14 protein-coding genes are annotated in these 21,316 nt (G+C 38.2%); 11 read left to right on the top strand and 3 right to left on the bottom strand.

Features of this window, described 5'->3' with window-relative positions:
- The first annotated feature begins 1 nt into the window (after position 1).
- Both GLV81_RS13080 and GLV81_RS13075 read left to right on the top strand, forming a co-directional pair.
- The gene (locus GLV81_RS13080; RefSeq protein ID WP_157479258.1) at positions 2 to 697 is read left to right on the top strand and encodes a macro domain-containing protein; all 696 of its coding nucleotides are present in this window, start codon (positions 2 to 4) and stop codon (positions 695 to 697) included.
- 18 nt (positions 698 to 715) lie between these two features.
- Positions 716 to 4,516 carry an AAA family ATPase gene (locus GLV81_RS13075; protein ID WP_157479257.1) on the top strand — a complete coding sequence of 1,267 codons (3,801 nt, stop codon included), beginning with the start codon at positions 716 to 718 and terminating at the stop codon, positions 4,514 to 4,516.
- 66 nt (positions 4,517 to 4,582) lie between these two features.
- Here GLV81_RS13075 and GLV81_RS13070 read toward each other — a convergent pair whose 3' ends face one another.
- The 3 genes from GLV81_RS13070 to GLV81_RS13060 all read right to left on the bottom strand — a co-directional run bounded on the left by GLV81_RS13070 (position 4,583) and on the right by GLV81_RS13060 (position 9,923).
- Positions 4,583 to 8,962, bottom strand: coding sequence for an AAA domain-containing protein (locus tag GLV81_RS13070; RefSeq protein ID WP_197428307.1), 4,380 nt, complete (start codon positions 8,960 to 8,962; stop codon positions 4,583 to 4,585).
- Positions 8,889 to 9,266, bottom strand: a complete 378-nt coding sequence (locus GLV81_RS13065) for a hypothetical protein (RefSeq protein ID WP_157479255.1) — start codon at positions 9,264 to 9,266, stop codon at positions 8,889 to 8,891. The genes GLV81_RS13070 and GLV81_RS13065 overlap by 74 nt, the downstream gene beginning before the upstream one ends.
- Before the next feature lie 147 nt (positions 9,267 to 9,413).
- Entirely contained in the window at positions 9,414 to 9,923 is a 510-nt protein-coding gene (locus tag GLV81_RS13060) for a hypothetical protein (protein ID WP_157479254.1), read from the bottom strand.
- A 664-nt stretch (positions 9,924 to 10,587) separates the two neighbouring features.
- Here GLV81_RS13060 and GLV81_RS13055 point away from each other — a divergent pair.
- The 9 genes from GLV81_RS13055 (at position 10,588) to GLV81_RS13025 (ending at position 21,216) form a co-directional block, all read left to right on the top strand.
- The gene (locus GLV81_RS13055; protein WP_157479253.1) at positions 10,588 to 10,992 is read left to right on the top strand and encodes a thermonuclease family protein; all 405 of its coding nucleotides are present in this window, start codon (positions 10,588 to 10,590) and stop codon (positions 10,990 to 10,992) included.
- A gap of 86 nt (positions 10,993 to 11,078) precedes the next feature.
- Complete coding sequence (locus GLV81_RS13050; protein WP_157479252.1) at positions 11,079 to 11,429, top strand: hypothetical protein; 351 nt, start codon at positions 11,079 to 11,081, stop codon at positions 11,427 to 11,429.
- 126 nt (positions 11,430 to 11,555) lie between these two features.
- Positions 11,556 to 13,541, top strand: a complete 1,986-nt coding sequence (locus GLV81_RS13045; protein ID WP_157479251.1) for a site-specific DNA-methyltransferase — start codon at positions 11,556 to 11,558, stop codon at positions 13,539 to 13,541.
- 4 nt (positions 13,542 to 13,545) lie between these two features.
- Entirely contained in the window at positions 13,546 to 14,154 is a 609-nt protein-coding gene (locus tag GLV81_RS13040) for a hypothetical protein (RefSeq protein ID WP_157479250.1), read from the top strand.
- A gap of 2 nt (positions 14,155 to 14,156) precedes the next feature.
- Positions 14,157 to 17,291, top strand: a complete 3,135-nt coding sequence (locus GLV81_RS13035) for a type III restriction-modification system endonuclease (RefSeq protein ID WP_157479249.1) — start codon at positions 14,157 to 14,159, stop codon at positions 17,289 to 17,291.
- A gap of 26 nt (positions 17,292 to 17,317) precedes the next feature.
- A complete protein-coding gene (locus tag GLV81_RS19505) occupies positions 17,318 to 18,322 on the top strand; it encodes an SNF2-related protein (RefSeq protein ID WP_197428306.1) in 1,005 nt (334 codons plus the stop codon).
- A gap of 19 nt (positions 18,323 to 18,341) precedes the next feature.
- Positions 18,342 to 20,024, top strand: a complete 1,683-nt coding sequence (locus tag GLV81_RS19500) for a DEAD/DEAH box helicase (RefSeq protein ID WP_197428305.1) — start codon at positions 18,342 to 18,344, stop codon at positions 20,022 to 20,024.
- Positions 19,981 to 20,547 (top strand): hypothetical protein, encoded by a 567-nt coding sequence (locus tag GLV81_RS19495; RefSeq protein ID WP_197428304.1) that lies wholly within the window; start codon positions 19,981 to 19,983, stop codon positions 20,545 to 20,547. The genes GLV81_RS19500 and GLV81_RS19495 overlap by 44 nt, the downstream gene beginning before the upstream one ends.
- Positions 20,548 to 21,216, top strand: a complete 669-nt coding sequence (locus tag GLV81_RS13025) for a DUF4391 domain-containing protein (protein WP_157479248.1) — start codon at positions 20,548 to 20,550, stop codon at positions 21,214 to 21,216.
- Positions 21,217 to 21,316 lie beyond the last annotated feature (100 nt).

The following is a 21,316-nucleotide window of genomic DNA, read 5'->3' as shown; positions in this document are numbered from 1 at the left end:
AATGGCAATAGAGTTAGTAAAAGGAAATATATTTAATACAAAGGCACAGGTAGTGGTTAATACCGTTAACTGCGTTGGGGTAATGGGGAAAGGAATAGCTTTGGTTTACAAGCTAAGGTATCCGAAAATGTTTGATTTGTATAAAGAGCATTGCAAGTCAAAACTCATTGGAATTGGTAAGTTATGGTTATATAAAGGTGAGCCGGATGCACCCTGGGTTCTCAATTTTCCTACAAAATTCCATTGGAAATATCCCAGCAAATTAGAATACGTTGAAAAAGGGCTTCAAAAATTTCTTGATACATACAAGGTTCAAGGCATTGAATCAATTGCCTTTCCTTTACTTGGAGCTCATAATGGTGGCTTAGATAGAGATGAGGTATATCAGCTTATGTCAAGCTATTTATCAAAATGTGAAATTCCGGTCGAAATATTTGAGTATGATCCATTAGCACCGGATGATTTATTTGAATCATTTGCTGTTAAATGGGGCTCATTTAGTTCTGCCCAAATTCAAAAGGTTACAGGTATAAGGAAGGACAGGATAAATACAATAACCACCGTTATTGAAAATAAGTCTATCAAGTCAATGATCAACCTGATAAATGAGCCTGGTATTGGTTTAGTAACTATGGAGAAGTGCTTTTCCTTTATAATGAGAGGGGAAGCTCAAACATCGTTATTCGATAAAAGTTAAAATGTAAATGTTAAAATAATGAGTAAAAGTTTGCCAATAAAACACCTATCAGCAAGAGTACCTTGGCATGATAATAAATGGAACGGGAAAACATGTTGTAGTGTTTTAGATAATTCATTTTGCAGAATTTTGCCTCGTGTAGATGCTACAAAGAACCCGGATACTGAGCCATCCGATGCAACAATAACTGAAGAGAACTTTCCACCCTGCATTTCAGAGAAGGGCACATTTCTTTCACCAAATAGCTACACAAGAGAATTAACACATGCCTGGACTAAGATCAATCCTATGTTTAAGGATTTCAAGCCGGGCATATACTTTCACAAGCCTTATTCTTTTAATGCAGTTCCATTTTTATGGATGATGAAGAATAAGGGTAGTGATGATAATCCACATTTCTCTGAAAAGGCCCATGTTTTTGAGTTAGATTATGATGCGGACTTAGAGCAGGAAGTTGACGAAAAACTGGGTTTTGAAGGAAATATTTGGGTTCAGCACCCTGCTAATCAGAAAATATTACTGGATGCATTCTTCGGTTGCCTTAAAAAGCGTCAGTCATTAATATTCTTTTATTGTAAGGACACTCCATTTTCCGAACCAAACGAAAGAGTAATAGTTGGCGTAGCCAAAGTTAAAAATGAACCCGGAGCAATTTTGGATTACAATTTTGATAAGGGATACACCGGCCACAAAAGCCATCCTTGGGACAGATGTGTTGAACACACATTGACCGCCAACAATCCTGACGGATTTCTCTTGCCTTACCACGATATTCTGGAGTATATAAAGAAGAACAGCATTGAAGTTGAGTTAAAAGAATATGCTGCCTTCGCATCGGATTATAAGCAATTTTCTTTTGCCTCTGAATTGGTTGAACACGACACGGCTATTGATTCATTGTTGAACATGGCTGAGAGTTTGAAAAAAGCTGAGGTTTTGTTAGAAAAATCGTTCAGGAAAGAACTGGATTGGATTGATGCTGAAATTTCAGCTATCTGGGATATGCGTGGAGCCTTTCCCGGAATGGGCCCCGTGCTAAGTGCATTGAACATAGAAGATGGCAACACAATTGCATGGGAAATTGAGAAATATATTCTTCAAAAAGACGGAGACCTTTTGCAAACAAATCCTTGGTCAATTTTTGAGGAAAGTATTGCAGATCCTGAAAAATATATAAAGACGAGAGGAGCTAAATTATTCAATGCAACTGCACAGCGGATTTGGAAAGGAAAGCCTACAAAAAAAAGAGAGTTTTTTAAACTGATAAGCCGTTGCCAATTAAATAACGACCAGGCAAAATTTATAATTGAAAACCATGTTGATTTAATTGGTTCAACGCAGGAGATTTCAGAAAACCTCTTCCTGCTTTATGAAAAGACAAGATTTGAAGCCTTCGGTATATCTTTTCGTCAAGTAGATAAAGCACTGTTGCCACCTGAAAAAATTCAAACAGCGTTCCCCTTGCCAGCAGAATCGGCCTTAACAGATAATCTGGATGAGAAACGAGTAAGAGCCTTTTCAGTATTTATTTTAGAAGAAGCGGCAATGGAGGGACATTCTTTACTGCCATTTGAGGAAGTGTTGGAACGTATGAAGGCAAAAGCGATGGATGAAAGTTTTCCTATTGATGAAGACATTTTAACTACTCAATCAGAAGAAGATTTTTTTATAAAGGAGATCACTTCTATTCAACCCAGTAAATCCAACCCAACACTGTTTCTCAAATTGCAGCGTTTGGCAGAATTAAAAACGATAATCAGGCAGCGTTTAAATATTGAGCAAATCGTTTCAAAACCATACAACATAGAAAAGGACTGGTTGGGTCTTATTAATAGCCATAAGAAATTTCCTTCATTGGATCCAAATAGTCCTGATTATGCAGATGAAATTGCTGCAAGAAATGAAAAAGCCGAAGCCTTAAACGTCTTGACCAATTACAAATTCTCTGTTTTGATTGGCCCGGCAGGTTCTGGAAAAACATCTTTGTTGGAAATATTTGAAAGGCAAGATGAAATAGTCCGTGGTGGTGTATTGAAATTAGCTCCTACTGGTAAAGCAAGAGTTAAGTTAGGGCATGATGCCAAGACAATTGCTCAATTCCTGTATCCTGACCGGTACGATGCTATGACAGGCACTTATTTCATTAATGAAGATGCAGGAAAAAGTTCTTCTGCAAAAAATATCATCATTGACGAGGCATCAATGCTGACCGAGGAGCAATTGGCAGCATTGTTTGATGCTTTAGGCCCGGTTGACAGGATTATTCTGGTAGGTGATTACCGTCAACTTCCACCAATTGGTACGGGAAGGCCTTTTGTTGATATAGTTAGCGAGATTAAGCCAAGAGTATTTGAAAAGAATAATATTTTTTCTGGTCCGGGATATGCAGAGTTAAAAAAGATTAGACGCCAAAGCAATACAGGTGATTTCCGCTGGGATGTCGCATTAAGCAGATGTTTCAGTGACGAGCCAACCAAGGAAGACTTAGAAGCATTTCATGCGATTTCATCAGGAACAATCAAATCCGATCATATCAGGTTAGTAAAATGGTATGAGAGTAAAGATTTCAGAGAATTATTTGAGCAGGTTGTAGCTGAAGAGTTACCCTTGGATAAGAATGAGATAATTAAATCATTCAACAGGAAAATTGGTGCAAAGGATGTTGGCAATTATCAATACTTCAATTACGATTTTGCAGAAAGGGAAATTGAGAAATGGCAGGTCATTTCACCTGTAAATGGATATGGTTATGGAGTAAAGGAAGTAAACAAGTTCTTTCAAACAACTTATCGGAAACCATTCATTGATTTGGCATTAAACATACAGCCTGAAGGTTCTAATTATTTTCAAAAGAGGAAGGTTGCAAAGCCCAAAGGCAATGACAACATTGTGTATGGCGATAAAGTAATCAATTTAAGAAACACACGTTGGGAAAATTGGCAGTGGATTAAACCGGCAGAAAAAAAATCAGAAGCATTGAATTACATTGCTAATGGCGAAATAGGTGTTATTACAGGTGAGTTCAGAGCCAAGGATGGCAATAGAAAGGGCGAACCAAATATTGAAATAGCCTTTTCAACTCAACCCGGTTATAGCTATGTATTTTGGGCAGACCAATTGGGTGAAGAAGGGAAATACTCATTAGAATTGGCCTATGCAATCACAGTACATAAATCTCAGGGCAGTGGCTTTGAAAAGGTCTTTTTTGTAATGCCATCTAAAGGAGCAATCTTGAGCCGTGAGTTACTTTATACAGCTTTAACTAGGCAGGAAAAGAAGATTATTATTTTACATCAGGGAGATTTTAGAGATTTCATCAGGTTAGCTTCAACAGATGCTTCCTCAACTGCAAGAAGATTCACAGACCTTTTCCATTTACCAGAGGTAAAACAATTAAAACAGAAATGGTATGATGCAAGGTATGTGAATATAAGTGAGAGAGGGGAACCAATGCTGAGCAAGAACGAAGTAATTATTGCCAACTGTCTGAATAAATACAAAAGGCAAATTACTTATGCCTATGAGGACAAATTGAAACTTGATACCTCCGACAGAACAATTAAGCCAGATTTTACGATTGATAACCTCTCAACAGGTAAGCGTTTCTATTGGGAGCATTTAGGAATGATGACAAAAACTGATTACCGTGAAAAATGGCAGAAGAAGCTGGAGGGTTACTTGCAAGATGGATTTGTCTTGCATACGGAAGCCAAGCCTGGTGATGAAAGAATATTGATTCTAACAGAAGAAAATCCCAATGGAGGTATTAATTCTCAGGATATTGATTCTACAGTTAGAAAATACATTCTTGAAGAATAAATTTAGTATTAAGGAAAAATAATTGCCGACCTGTAAGTGCCCCTTTTCTTAGACAGCTTACAATTTTCAAGATTTAGATTCTTTTAAGTCTCTTAATTGTATATCGATAGCTGTATCGTTTGATTTAATGAAATACTTCATATCAGAAAGACCGAAAACGTTTACATGATCGTGTCCTGAAACATAACTGTTGCTTTCTATATATTTTTTGTTCTTGAACAGTGAATATTCAATGTCAGAGGCTTTTAAAACCTTTGTATTGCCAAAATTATTTTTGTATGACTGTCCGATTTTGTTGATGAAATTATTGTTTAGGATTGCGGAGAAGGGGTGTAAAACAATTAAATAATCCTTTGCTCTGCTAATTGCAACATTGTATATGTACTCCTTTGATAGCAATGATCTTTCGTCATTCAAAAAGAAATAGTTGTTTGGGTTGCAAACAAAAAATACAATATCGCATTCATCGCCCTGAAAACCGTGAACAGTATCAGAAATTACTTTTAGATTCTGAGATAGTCCGAAAGACGTAATCAATTTGTTTAGCAACATTGCCTGGGCTTTGTATGGTGAGATTACCCCTATAGTCCAATCTTCTTTTTTGTTTATCAAGTCAAAATATTTGATGATTTCTGAAACTAAAATAGCGCAATAGGTATGGTATGAACTGTAATACAGCTTGTTTACTCTGTAAATAGAATTGTCTTTATTTAGCGGAACATCTATAAAAGTTACGTTTGAAGATATAAAGTTTCGAAATTCTTCAGGTAATAGTTTTGATTCCATTTTGTTTGTTGCTCGACCATGCTTCAACAAACTTGAATAAGAAAACTCACTGAATAATTGTCCAATGGTAGGGGTGCTTCTATATTGAGTTGAAAGGTTTACAATGCTGTCAATTTCTCTAATTAATTGGTCTTCAGGTTTAAAACTTTCAAGATTCATCATTTTATAAATGTTTTCGTCTTGGAAGTCAAAGTTTTCTAATTCTCTCTCGTTAATTTCAAGGACAGGAGGTATTTGTTTTGGGTCGCCTACAATGATGAAATTTGTATCATGGTTGTTTTTAAACAATGCCATTATTGCAAAAGTCATGTAATGCAAACCTGTCATTGATGATTCATCAAAAATTACATAATCCCATTCAATTTGAAACAATAAGCCAATTTCCTTAATGTCAAAATATGGTAATCTGTGAATTGTGGAAGTAACAACGTCAATACTTTGGATATCTGAATCGTCAAGCGTATCACGATAAATTTCGTATTGTTCTAATTCGGGATCCGTCGGACGACTTAAACGAACTGCATGAATACCAGGATTAATCTCTTGTAATTTTTTACAAACAACGTCCGAAGCTTTATTAGTTGGAGTCAGTACTAAAAACTTAGCATCTGGATTAGTAGATAATACATCGTTGATATTATTGCAAAGTGTTGTTGTTTTACCTGTTCCTGGAGGACCATATATGTATTTCAGTGGAGGCATTGCTTCTTCAATATTCTCCCACACGTCAATATAATTTCTATTTTTAAATGCTCTTTCTAACCTATCAAGTAAATCAATAATAGGAGAAAAATTGATTTCAACTTTAAAGATGTTTGAAAGCTGTGAAAGGGTATTGCTTGGCAATGGCTCTCTGCAATAAATCAATAAGTCTTGTCCTTTTTTGGAAACGCCTTCAACTGTTATGTGTTCGCGTTTACCATTGACAAAAACAAGTGAAACTTTAATATCGGCAGTATTTTCAATTTCAGACGAAATATAACTACTTGCACCGCACAATAGGAAGTATTTATTATCTGATTTATATGGTTTTATTTGTTGAAATGAAATAGTCTTTTGCTTATGAGCTTCTTGCTTTTCGCCGTATGTATTAAGTAGTTGTAAATAAGCTATAAACCAATTGTAAGAGTATTTTTTGTTGGTTTTAATGATTTCAGTCAATTCAACTCTGCTTTTTTTGATTTCAAGTTGGTTTTTTAATTCTTCAATTCCTTTGGCGAGCTCTTCATCTTCATCAAATTCAGAAAATGTATTAGTTTTTTCCTTTTTAGGTTTAGAAACATATTCGGAAAGATTTTCTAAACTCTCGATAGCTCCTTCTAAATCTTCTGAATCAACTGATGTATTCGTTAATTGTATTTTACGTTCAGCTTTTCGTTTTTCTTTATCCCTTTTTTCTTCTAATGCTTTTTTTGCTTCTTCTGCTTCTTCTTCACTTTCGAATTTAGAGGCAATTCTTTCGGTTTCGGTTAGTACAACGACTGGTTTAAACCCTAATAGCTGCTCTAATTCTGAATTACTCTCGTAATCGTCAGATAATTCATTTATACTTATTTCAAATGGTGCGACAAAGGCTCCGTTATTAGATAGTAACCACCTTCGCCTTTTTAATAGCGTTAGTGTACTTGATTCAAATGATTGATATTGCTGGGAATAGTAAAAGTATGTATGGCTTCCTTGAGAATAATCATAACTCGATAGCTTCTTTAAGAAACGCCATAGAATTAAGGAACTTTCTTTGTCTATTTTTATTATAACTTCACTGCAACCGTCGATAAATCTATCGGTTGTAGTGTTTCTGTCTTGGTAACCATAGGTCGACCGTCTAAGATTAAGTCTCGCTTTTGTATGGTCATCAGTTATTTTTCTTTCCAATATTCTTGGTAATAAACTCACTCCCAGTTTCAAAAGAAAATCTCTCAGAATTTGTTGATCTTTTTCATCAGTGATAAAAGAGTAGTAGTCGTCAAGGTCAACAAACTTTGAATCTGGTTTTGATTCGAAATACTTTACTAAATCTGGGGTTGGGTAATAAATATCACTAGCAAATCCACGATAAGTTGTTTCGTCTTCTTTTGTTTTATAAGATACAAATTCTTTATCTTCTATTAATGTGATGAACTCTTCAGGTCGTCCGGCATTTTTCCAATAAGTGAAAAACTTTTTAAAGTGTGTTACTGTATCTATTTCGCCATCTTTTTCATATAGTGGCAATATGTTGTTGTAAATCTCATCTTTCAAACTTGGCTTTTTAATACCGAAGCTTTCAACAAATTCCTTTGTCTTTTTATTTTTTAGGAATTCAGAATCTATGGTTTTGTAAGTTGAATTTGCTTCGTCTAACGGCAAAAACAAAATGCCGTGTAACTCTCCATCAATTTTGTCAAATGCCGCTACTGCGTTTCCTTGAGAGTCTTTAAAAATCGGCTTTGTTTTAAATTTTTCTTGATACGATTTTCTTTCAGCAAGATATTCATAAAATTTATGGAGCCATTCATTTGATTGTGCTTTGATAAATTTGCTTGTTATCAAATCAGCAATTTTATTTTCAAAGTCCATATTAGATTTTATCAAATTTGGTTCTTTTCTGTCCCAAGACCTTTCAGAACCACCATCAATATAATCTGTAATTTCTTTATCCTTTGTTCTGCCGATGGTTACGAATACCCATTTTGCATTTTGATTCTCAACTAATTCCGCAAGTTGTTCGTTGGAGAATAAGTTTGATAAATCGGGTGTATCAGCCCAATAAGCGTTTCGCTTATTAGCAAATAATTTATTTTTAGCTGGTAGTATTTCTTCGTTTTGTAACTTTTCTTTGATTTTAAAATAGAAATCATCAAAAAAACCGTCATTGCCATAATCAATATTCTTGTATGGAATTATATCAATAATTGCGTCGTTAATTAATTTTAAATCCTTTAAAATATTCATGCTGTCAGCAGCAAGTTGTGCAAGCAACTCTACCATTTTAGTATTGTGCTCCTTAGAACGATGTATTCCTTCCCGACTATCAGTAAGTAAAAATGGAGCGTGAAGAATAAAATTGAGATTTGTAGTCTCCTTGGTTGGGAAAAAGCAAAATGCAGAATATTGTTTTGGTATCAATTGTCCCTTTTCGTCAAGAAAGTAGCCAATAGAATAGTTAAGTTTCTGTTCATCTATTAATCGTGAAAATAAGAACAACTTTTCTATTCTTTGATTTAATCCAACTTGCTGATTTAGTTCGACTCTTTCATAAATTATATCTTCCTTTTGTTTACTTTTTGTGCTCTTTTTAGAGTATTCGCCTATTTCGTTGTTTTCTGCTTGCCATTTTACTTCTTTTAGATTGGAAAGAAATAATGTTGGAAAGATTAATTTTTTTAATTTGTCCAAAATATCCGTATACGCCCGTTCCCTTGACATTTTTATCTTACCGTTTTCATCGTTCTCTTGCTTATCAAAAGGAAAATAAAAAACAGTTTCATTGCTTTCTCTGTCTGTTAAATCATTGTCTAATTTAATCGGCACAATGAATTTGCTAATCTTAAATTTAAAGTTCGGGTCATAAATGTGGGGGGTGTCGGTATATTGAAAAACTGCTTTAAAACCAACTCCAAACTTTCCAATAGTGGAGTGGTCTTTTTTGTTTGATTGTGCAACAAGCAGTAATGGCATTAATGTCACCAAGTTTATTATTTTTCTGATCATCCTTTTCGTTATCAGGATTTGAAACCCAAAAGGTTTTAGTGCCGTTGTGCTTGAAATAAAGACCGTCTTTTGTTAATTGAAAGGAAGACTTTGTCGCCTTTGCATCGTTTGCATTTTGCAAAAGTTCGTAAATGAAATGTGCTTGGTCACTATATTTTTCAATTACACTATTCCACATATTGCTAATGGCAAAGTCGTCCATTAGAGTAGTTGCTGTATTATTTCTTTTTTGATATAGTTTGTCAAACCAATTCTTTTGTTCCTTGTTCATTACTATTCAATATTACTTTATCAAGTTGTTGTATGATTAGATGTGTGTAGCTCTTATACTTGGTGCAATTTCAATGTATTAATGCTGTATCATTTTACATAATATACGGCCTCATTTACTATCAACACCGTGTGTCCAGTTGTTGGGTTAAATCTCGTCTGTTCTTTTAAAATCAAAATAAACACTGCCACTGTAACAGATTATAGTTTTGTCATTTTTTGTTGAACAAACGATCGTCAACGCCTCGTATTCAAATGGGTAGTCAGCTCGAATTCCATCATTAGATATATAGCTATAGTCCATGTTTATTATTTCTCGAACATAAGTCGGATTATTAGTAAAAAGCCTTCTCGCATCGGTCAGTATGAATTGTAAGTTCTTACCTTTCTGGAAAGCCAACGGAATAATACTAGTTTCTTCAATGCCATTTTCGTGTTCAACTTTACAATCATAAAGTTTTCCGTGCTCTAATTTGAAGAATGGAACTTTTAATTTAGTCAATTCTTCAAATTTGGAATAGCCATCTAAATAGTAAGACGTTGATAATGTTTTTGCATCGGTGTACCATTCAAAATCACAGTCTGGGCATGCAAAAACTACTCCGTCATGATAGGCATTTTCCATATAGCATTTTGGGCAAGTAATGGTATCTTCCATTTTATACTATTTAAGTATAGATTGTGAATTGTCATTTATTAGAGCTGACCACTTTTATAGGTGAAAGCTATAGGGGAAATGGCCTGTCGCATTTTTCGTAGCACTTTTTGTTCAGTAGGTATAAAAAATGCGTTTTCATAAAATTCCCTAACGTTTCCCAATTTAACAAATCTTTTATGTATATACCCCCAAATAATCCGTGACTGTTTCGTCTGCCTTTTTGTTGACAAAGAATGGAACCTCAAAAATTGGAGAGGAGGTATTCTTTTGGTTAGCCAACAAAAAAAACTCCTGCCAGTTCTGTAACACACCAGATCAACATGCTCCACATTGTGTTACAGGGCGACCGCCACGGATACTCCTACAAGCTCTGTATATTGTTATGGTTTTTAACCGTCTCATGACGCTGCGTCTGATCCCTTCTACTATCTCTAGCTTTGTATTTCTGGGCTTTTGGCAAATGCACTAATACTATTTCGCTACCGATAGTACGGCTTCTGTTAGATAGGGGTAGTTATACAGATAGTTGCCATATTTCTCTATATTGTTTTAGTTAGGGTATTCTCATTTCAACCGAATACCTGCCATTCGGATTTATTTTATATATTAGCACAATTGCATAAACTGGCTTTTGCTTAAATTGCATAACCACAAATCTACCCCGTTGAGATTATCTCTTACACTTCTGACCAGCGAGAGTTTTTTTGCTGCCACCAGTATTGGGTGTCAGTTTTCCTGTAAAGTAGTCGGGGTATTGGATGGCAACACATTGATTTTGTTGTCTGCCTCCCACGAGGAGTTGAGAATTAGACTATATGGTTTTGAATGCAAGGAGGATGCCCTGGCATCCTTGGGAAGTGTCATCGCCTTTTTCGGCAAAACCAATTGTGTTTATAGCCTCGACACCCACTATTACGGCTGGACGAATGGCGTGGTTTGGTATGACGAACCCAAAATTAACCCGATTGAAGAATTACTCAATGCCGGCTTTGTCTGGCATTTTAAACGATACGATGAAAACCCGCAATGGATAAAAAAACTAGAACATATAGCCAAGGCCACTAATTAAGGCTTATGTTAATTTATTAACCCTGTAGACCTTTGGGATTGGAGGAATTGATTATGTCAATGATTCGAGTTTCTGTAAACAGTCTGTTGAACAAACTAATTGCTGGTAATACAGAAGTAACAACAGAACAACTTGTAGATTTTTTGATTACACATCTTAAAAAGCCTATTTCTGTTTTCCATACTGTACAATCTAAGCAGGAGGCTGTTAGAATTGTTGCTATTGTCCAAAAATATCCCAATGCCTTATTGGCTAAAAAGTGTGAACAACCGATAGAGGTTATCCTGAAATCAATTAAGAACAGCGGCTCTGCAGGTGTGAAGAAAGCGAAAAGCGAAGCAGATCAACCGGGTTATGTTGTCCCGAAAACTGCAGCGCAGGTAGCCATTCAAAAACAGCTGCCTAATGATTTTAAAAGAGGTGGGTGGTATAAATAGGTCGTCTTGGCCACATTTTCATACTTCTCATGGATTGGTTCTTCCTTTTCCATGTAATTCTTCCCGATCTTCCTATTTTGCCATGCTTTCGTATTTTCCTTAACTACTTAGTTTGTAATCAATTATATGCCGGAAAAACTCGATCTCCAATCCCCCGACCTGGTAAGCCAGAATATTGAAAAGCTGGCCGCCCTTTTCCCCAACTGTGTTACAGAAACTGCCGACGGCAAGCAGATAGATTTCGACCTGCTGCGCCAGGAGCTTAGCCATAAAGTGGTGGAAGGCACCAAAGAACGCTACCGCTTAGAGTGGCCGGGTAAAAAAGAGGCCATTGTAACAGCCAACATACCCACCACCAAAACCCTGCGCCCGGTGCGGGAAGACAGTGTGGATTTTGACAATACCGAAAACCTGTACATAGAAGGCGACAACCTGGAAGTGCTGAAACTACTTCAAGAAAGCTATCTGGGTAAAATAAAAATGATATACATAGACCCGCCCTACAACACCGGAAAGGACTTTGTGTACAAAGACAATTTTGCCAAAGATGCAAAGGAAGAACTTATTACCAGCGGGCAGAAAGACGAATACAACCAACGCCTGGTAGTAAACCCCGAAACAGCAGGACGCTACCACAGCGATTGGTTGAGTATGATGTATCCAAGATTAAAGTTGGCGAGAAATTTATTGACTGCCGACGGAATTGTGGTCATATCAATTGATGAAAAAGAGGTACATAATCTAAGAAAGCTTTGTGATGAAATATACGGCGAGAAGAATTTTGCTGGAGAAATTATATGGAAAAATAGCAGCAAGAATGACCAGGATTACATTTCTATACAGCATGAATATATTGTTTGTTACGTAAGAGATAAGGGGGTAAATAAGGGTGCATGGTTAGAAAAGAAAGAAGGCCTAGATGAGATTTACAAGGCTTTCGATGGATTTAGAAGAGAACATGGTGAAGATTGGAGTGCCATCCATCAAGAGGCACTTGAATGGTACAAGCAATTTCCCGAATCGAATCCTATTAAGGCGTCAAAGCATTACAATTGGATGGATCAAAAAGGAGTCTATTTTGCTAGCGATATTTCAGGCCCTAATCATGGGCAATATGTCTATGATCTTTTACATCCTATTACAAAAGAGGTATGTAAGCCCCCCGCAAGCGGTTGGCGCTATCCACAGAAAACAATGGAAGAAAGAGTGAAGAATAATCTTGTTCATTTTGCTGATGATCATAATACGATACCCAACAATAAAACATATTTATCAGACACTGAATTTCAAAGTTTGACAAGTATCAGATTCAAAGATGGTCGTGTTGCATCAAAAAATCTAACTAAATTATTTGGTGAAAATCTTTTTACAAATCCAAAAGACCCTGATTTACTCTATGATCTTATGAAATCATTCGGACTAGGAGGTAATGATATTGTGCTAGATTTCTTTTCTGGCTCAGGCACAACAGCAGAGGCTTTGATGAAACTTAATTATGAAACGGGCTCTAATTGCAGTTACATTTTAGTTCAAATACCTGAAGATCTCAATGAAACTCTCAAAACAGCCACAGGTGGCTCTAAAGCAACTATTTCAAGAGCGATTCAATATCTTTTAAAACAAAACAAGCCTACTAAAATTACCGAGTTAGCTAAACAGAGAATTAGGTTGTGTTCAGTGAATTATTTAACAAATAATGATACCGCTATTGGTTTCCGTGTTTATAAACAAGACAGCAGCAACATGCACGAGGTGTATTACCGTCCGCAGGATTATGTGCAAACCAAGCTTGAACTTTTTGCCGACAATGTAAAGCCCGACCGTACAGCTGATGATCTCCTAGCCCAGGTAATGCTCGATTGGGGCCTGCCACTTAGTCTAAAAATCGAACAACTCACTATTGCCGGCAAACAAGTGTTCAAGGTAGCAGCCAATTCATTGTACGCCTGCTTCGAAACGGGTATTGATGAAGCTTTTGCCAGGGAAATAGCTAAAGATCAGCCCTTGCGTATCGTCTTCCGTGATAACGGCTTCAAGGATGATACCGCGAAAACCAATGTAAGGCAGCTGCTAAAACAACTGAGTCCCGATACTGAAATGAAAGTGATATAATCCCATGAAAAATTTTGCAGAAGAGATAGCCTATCTCTATTTCAGGCTGAATGGATTCTTTCTTTTAGATAATTATGTTTCACACAAGTCAGAAAATAATGATCGTGGACATGCGGACAATGATCTAATTGGAATTAGGACAAAGCATGTTACTGAAATTGTTGGTCTTAAGGAAATAGAAGATACCGACGAAATCATTCGTGATTTCATGAAAGGTTCGAAAATGCTTGGGCTTATTTGTGAGATTAAGGGTGGTGAAAATCGAATAAGTAGCCTCAGTGATTCTAAATTGAAGAGCTGCATCAAACGCCTTGGTTTACTCGACAGTGAAGAGGAGCAAAAAGCCATCAGTGTACTGAAAAAAAAAGAAATCTTTTCAAATGAAGAAATTACAATCATCAAAATTTTTGCTTCAACTGCACGAAATCAGTCTAACCTAGATGGCTGGTATAAGATTGAGCTTGACCATATGATTTCATTCCTTAAGGATCGAATCCAGCGATACCCCGAAAAGCAAAAAGGCTGGAATCATAATAGCTCCTCTATGCTTCAATATTTGCTTTACGAACAAAGAACGAATCCAGCTAAAAAGGCAAAACCTAAAAGCAAATAGTGATGAAACTTCAATTCAAACAACAAGACTTTCAGGTTCAGGCGGTCAAAGCGGTGGTGGATTGTTTTCAAGGTCAGCCCCTCAAGTCCAATCGCTTCACCCTCGAGCGAAGCCAGGATCCGATACGCAAAGCAAGGCAAGCGGCGGCTGGTAGCGTTCAGGCCACTGTATTTGAGCAGGAAGTTTTGGAAGACATAGGCTATCGCAATAGTCCCTTCCAGATTCCGGAAAGCCAGGTATTGCAGAACATCCAGAAGGTGCAGCGCAATAATGACCTATACGAGAGTCAACAAATAGAGCGCCCAAATGGTGTGCGAACCGGTTACAACCTCACCATCGAAATGGAAACCGGTACCGGTAAAACCTATACCTATATCCGTACCATGTACGAGCTCCAAAAGCATTATGGCTGGAGCAAGTTCATTGTCATTGTGCCCAGCATCGCCATCCGCGAAGGGGTATTCAAAACATTTGAAGATACCCAGGAGCACTTCCAGGAACTATATGGCCATAAGGTAAACGCATTCATCTACAACTCCGGCCGCCCTCAAGATATTGAAAGCTTTGCCAGCGATCCCCGGATCAGCGTAATGGTGATCAACACCCAGGCATTTGCCGCCCGGGGCGAAGACGCAAGGCGCATCAAGCAGGAGCTCGATCAGTTTGGCACCCGCCGGCCAATTGACATCATTGCTGAAACCAATCCCATCCTGATTATTGATGAACCGCAGTCGGTAGACGGTCCCACTACGCTTGCCAGCATGCAAGAGTTCAGGCCATTGTTCACTTTGCGTTATTCTGCTACGCATCGTGTGGAGTACAATAAGGTTTACCGTCTCGACGCCTTGGATGCCTACCGTAAACGCCTGGTGAAAAAGATTCAGGTCAAGGGCATCAACCTCAAAGGCGCCACAGGCACCAACGGATATTTATACCTCGAGCAAATCAGCCTCAGTGCCACCAAACCACCTTATGCCGTTGTCGAATTCGAAAAGCGCCATGGCGAAGGGGTAAAGCGAGTGGTACAAAAACTAAGTGAAGGTGCCAATCTCTATGAACTTTCAGGCGGCATTCCGGCCTATGCCAATCAAATCATCACAGAAATCAACGGCTACCACAACAAAATAGTTATAGCCGGGCAGGATGTCTTCCCAGGCGACGTATTGAATGATACGGATGAACTAGCATTTCGTCGTATTCAAATTCGGGAGACAATTAAGTCTCACTTTGAAAAGGAAAAGCAACTCTTCCAACGAGGTATCAAAGTTCTTTCTCTTTTCTTTATTGATTCAGTAGAAAAGTACAGGGTGTACGATGAAAACGGAGATCCTGACTTGGGCGAATACGCCCGGATATTCGAGGAAGAATACAACAATATCCGCTGCAACTTTCTTGACCTCTTTCAGCAGGAGTACAACCAATACCTGCTCGAGACAGATCCGGGTAACGTTCATCAAGGATACATGCCAACTGATTATGAAAAATACCTGACAAGGGATGATGCACAGAAAGTGCATGAGGGATATTTCTCTATTGACAAAAAAGGTAAATCTGTTGATCCTTCCATCAAAAGGGGTTCAGAGGAGTCCGACGATATTTCGGCTTATGATCTAATCATGAAAGAGAAAACCAAACTTTTGGATTTAGATCAACCTGTGCGTTTCATTTTTTCTCACTCAGCCCTCAAAGAAGGTTGGGATAATCCCAACGTCTTCCAAATTTGTGCACTAAAAAATCCAGAAGGCGTCAACGTTACTCGCCGCCGCCAGGAAGTTGGCAGGGGCATGCGTCTTTGTGTAAATAAGCATGGCATACGTCAGGACTTTGAAACTATTGCCGATCAGGTGCATGAGGTCAATAAGCTCACAATTGTGGCTTCGGAAAAGTTTGAAACTTTTGCGAAAGGCCTTCAATCCGAAATAGCTGCCTCATTGTCTGATAGGCCACAAAAGGCAGAAGCAAGTTACTTCCTTGGCAAACTGGTAAAAAACGAAATGGATGAAGAACATCGCCTCACCGCAGACGATGCTAAAAAGCTCAATAAGATCCTGTACAAAAATGACATCATCGATGATGATGATAAAATCACCGAAAAAGGTCGAGGTCTCATTGATGATGGAAGGATCCCGCTGCCCGAAAATCTGGAGCCTTTTCGAGACTCAGTAGTAAAGCTGGTGAAGTCCATTTACACCGGCGAGGAATTTATGCCGGAAAATGCCCGTCAAACAGTCATTCTGAATACCAATGCCAATTTCAAAAAGAAAGAGTTCCAGGAGCTTTGGTCAAAGATTAATTTGAAGACCGTGTATGAGGTACAATTTGATACACCAAAACTTATCAAGGAAAGTGTAGTCAAAATTGATGCGCAGCTAGCCATTGCTGACCGCCAGTATGAGGTGAAAACCGGCGAGCTGGCAGATGGCGATAAAACACAAATGCAGGCGGGTGCCTTATTGAATGCAAACAATACTCAGCAGCAGGTGTTGAAAAATGATCCTTATGCGAATGCCGTGTACGATATAGTAGGCGAAATAGAAGCACTCACTAATCTCACCCGCCGTACAATTGCTGAAATTCTGAAACAGATCAGTCCTAAAAAGTTCCTGCTGCTCCGTAGAAACCCAGAAGAATTCATTGCAAAATGCGGTCGCCTAATCAATGAGGTTAAAGCCAGCCTCATTATAAACAATATCACCTATCATAAGATAGATGCTGAGTACGACGCCAAAACGGTATTCACCAATGATAAGAATGCCTTGCGCAATTCAGACCTACTCAAAAAGCACATTTACGATTACCTCACCACCGACTCCAAAATAGAAGCAGAATTCGCAAAAGCACTGGAGGCTGCAACAGAAGTGGTAGTCTACGCCAAGTTGCCTAAGAGCTTTTATATCACCACTCCGGTAGCCAACTACAGCCCCGATTGGGCCATAGTTTTCGATAAGGAAAGGGTTCGCCACATCTACTTTGTTGCTGAAACCAAAGGCTCAGATTCGGACCTTGAGCTACGTGAAATCGAAAAGCTTAAAATCCATTGTGCCAAGGAGCATTTCAAAGCTATAAGTGGTACAGAAGTGCATTTCCATCAAATTAGCAGTTATGCTAAATTGTTGGAGGTCATTCAACTAAAGTAATCATTACTCACTCATTATTTCAGTGAATGAAGCTACTAGATAATGTTAATCATCGCCTGATAGATGATCTCCGTGAAACGCTGCAAAAAGGCAGTAAGCTCAGCATTGCGGCCTCATCATTTTCTATATATGCTTATGAAGCGTTAAAGAAAGAACTTGACAAAATTGAAGAGCTACGTTTCATTTTTAGTTCGCCAACATTTATCGAAGAACAGTTTCAGAAGCTTCCACGCAATTTTTACATCCCCCACATCTACAAAGAATCAGAGCTATGTGGTGGCGATTTTGAATTGCGCCTCAAAAATCAACTTACGCAAAGAGCGATAGCCCGGGAATGTTCCAAGTGGGTGCAGAAGAAAGTCCGATTCAAATCCAATATCCACCCAAACTTGCCGCTCAACGGCATGATCCATGTGCAAAACCCGCAGCAAACTGATGCTGCGTACAGCAATCTTTCAAGTTTTACCACTTCCGACTTAGGTATCACCCATAAAAAAGGCTTTCCTACACTCATTCAAAAAACTGACTTCCCTCAAAGCACTGCTTATCTTGAGTGGTTTGACCAGGTGTGGGAAAACGAACAGGACTTAAAGGAGGTAACCGCCAGAGTGCAGGATTACTTCGAAAGCGCCTACAAGGATAATAGTCCTGAATTTATTTACTTCATTACCCTTTATAATATTTTCAATGATTTTCTTGATGACCTTTCTCTCGATAGTCTGCCCAATGAACAAATTGGCTTCAAGAATACTGTCATATGGAATAAGCTCTACAACTTCCAGAAAGATGCAGTCATTGGTGCAATAAACAAACTTGAAAAGTTTAAGGGATGCATCTTAGCTGATAGTGTGGGTCTAGGTAAAACTTTTACTGCCTTAGGCGTAATTAAGTATTATGAAATGCGCAATAAGGATGTCCTGGTACTTTGTCCTAAAAAGCTCGAAGCAAATTGGAACATGTATCGAAATAATGACAAAAACAATCTGTTGTCAGCAGATAGGTTGCGCTACGATGTGCTGTTCCATACCTGATCTATCACGTGACAGAGGTATGAGTAATGGAAGAAACCTGGAGATGGTGAATTGGGGTAACTACGGTCTGGTAGTAATCGATGAGTCACACAACTTCAGAAATAATAATTCCTTTACCGGTAAAGAAAACAGGTATCAGCGCCTCATGCGCAAAGTGATGCAGGAAGGAATTGAAACAAAGGTCCTCATGCTTTCTGCCACGCCAGTAAATAACAGGTTTAATGACCTACGCAACCAACTTGCCCTGGCTTACGAAGGCGAAGCTGCCAATATTGACAGCAAGTTAGAAACCGAAAAAGGGGTAGACCTGATTTTTCGACAGGCACAACAAGCTTTTAATACCTGGAGTCGGCTGGATGTTCAAGAGCGTACTACACAGAGACTGTTAGATATGTTGGATTTCGATTTTTTTGAGATCTTAGATTCTCTCACTATTGCCCGCTCACGAAAGCATATTACCCAGTACTACGATACCACAGATATTGGGCGGTTTCCACAGCGTAATACCCCAGTTTCCATACAAAGCCCTCTCACAAAAGATGATAAAATAACCTATGCTGAAATTGCTGACAAGCTAACGCTTCTCAATCTTTCTATCTACAGCCCTCTCAATTATATTCTCAATAGCAGAATAGCCCACTACGCCCAGCTCTATGATAAAACGGTCAAGTCGGGCACCTTCAAGCAAATAGATCGTGAGAAAAGCCTTTTGGTACTCATGAGAATAAATCTGCTGAAGCGCCTGGAAAGTTCAGTGGATTCATTTCGAATTACACTTGAAGGTATCATCATGCAAATAGAGGCAGCGTTGAGAACAATTGAAAAAGGAACATCAAGTGACTACGAAGGCTTTCAGGCCAATGTCGATTCAGAGGAATTTGATTGGGAAGCTGAATGGGGTGATGAAGAAAACGTCATTGGTAAAAAGATAAAAGTCCACGTTTCAGATATTGATACGCATAGATGGAAGGAAGACCTTTCTGCAGACTTGTCAATACTTCACAGCCTGTGGAGTGGTGTTGTTGATGTCAGGGGGAAAGAGGATTACAAACTGCAAAAGCTCATACAGCTCTTGGACGATAAAATTTCTTCTCCATTCAATCCTGATAATCGTAAAGCGATCATCTTCACTGCATTTGCTGACACTGCCAATTACCTATACGAGAACGTACAGCAGTACCTAAAAGACAAATACAATATAAGCACTGCGCTGATCACCGGTTCTGCTAAAACATGCAACACTAAAAGCATTCCTGCTGAGCTCAACACACTGTTAACCTGCTTTTCTCCTTTGTCAAAGGACAAGGAGCTGCTATATCCCAAGATCAAAGACTCTATCGACCTGCTTATAGCTACCGACTGTATTTCAGAAGGGCAAAATCTGCAGGATTGCGATTTCCTCATTAATTATGATATACATTGGAATCCAGTCCGGATAATTCAACGCTTTGGGCGAATAGATAGAATCGGCTCAAAGAATGAAACCATTACTATGGTAAATTTCTGGCCCGATGTAACGCTGGACTCTTACATCAACCTCAAACAAAGAGTCGAAAACAGAATGCTGATCAGTAACATGGCCAGCACTGGGGATGATAATATTTTGAATACCGACGAGAAGGACCTTGAGTATCGTAAAGATCCAATTACGAAAATTGATGGAGGAAGTGATAGACCTGGAAGATCTCAGAGAAGGTGTTAGCATCACCGACCTCGGCCTTAATGAATTTCGGGTTGATTTATCCAATTACATCAAAACCTACGGTGAGTTACGTCAAATTCCCGAAGGCTTACATGCAGTAGTCAGTACAAAAGACAAGACCACACAAGGTGCAATATTCGTGCTAAAGAACATGAATTATAGCATCAATATAAACAAGTTGAATAGACTGCACCCATACTACCTGGTATTCATTAAAGGCGATAGTGAAATTTACCTAGATCATATTGAATCCAAGAAGATTCTGGATATAATGAGGATGCTTTGCAATGGTATTACACAGCCGCTCATAGACTTATGTAAACAAATCACAGAGGAAACAGACGACTATCATCAGATGGATCATTATTCGCTATTACTTAAAAAGAGTATTGCTTCTATTCTCAAAACGGAAGAGGAGAAGGAGGTGCATAGTCTTTTTAAATCGGGTGGCACTACAGCGTTAAAAGAAAAATTCAAAGGCATTGAAGATTTTAAATTGGTATCATTTCTGATAGTACGTTAAATGGAAATATTTCAACTACCCAAGTCCGCCAAACTGTACCGGGTTATTCCCAAGAACTCTTTTGATTCGTTTTCAACACCGAAGCAGCGGAGTATGCTATCTAGTAAGGTAGCTCGCATTATTTGGCAATACAAGCTATCACCGGAAACGATAAATCTCGAAGCAAATGACATTGATGAAATTCAGATTATATCAATTGAACTCAAGGAAAAGGATCCAATATCTTCAGTATTGGAACTTATCGAAAAGTCGATTCCATATCATTTAATTTTGATTGTACATTATGCTGAAGAATACTTCCTGTCAACATCAATTAAGCATAAACATCCTTTAAATGAAGACAATGCCGTCATCGATTGGGCCTTCAAAACTGACTGGTTAAATCCGATTTATAATCCTTACTCTTTAAGGTTGAGTCGTTCTTTAGATGCAGTTTACATGGATTTTTGCCTCCAATTATTTCCATCATATAACTTTGAATGCCTTTCTATTTATGAATTTGCTGAAACAGCAAAACAAATTGCATATTTGGAAAAAAAGGTAGCGGAATTGAAAAACCGGGTTGCTCATGAACATCAGTTCAACAAAAAGGTAGCGCTAAACCTAGAGCTACATGAACAGCAAAACAGTTTGAATAAGTTTTTAAAAAGAAATAACGCGGCGACTTAGTATTTTTTCCTGTTTTCCATTGCGTACAACACGTACATCAACGAGGGTGCCAAAGTCAGGCATATTCAGTACACCTGCCAACCGCAAATCGAATATTACA

This window comes from Phnomibacter ginsenosidimutans (assembly GCF_009740285.1).
GTDB lineage: Bacteria > Bacteroidota > Bacteroidia > Chitinophagales > Chitinophagaceae > Phnomibacter > Phnomibacter ginsenosidimutans.
The sequence above is the reverse complement of the archived record's forward strand: the minus strand, read 5'-3'. Positions and strand labels throughout refer to the sequence as shown.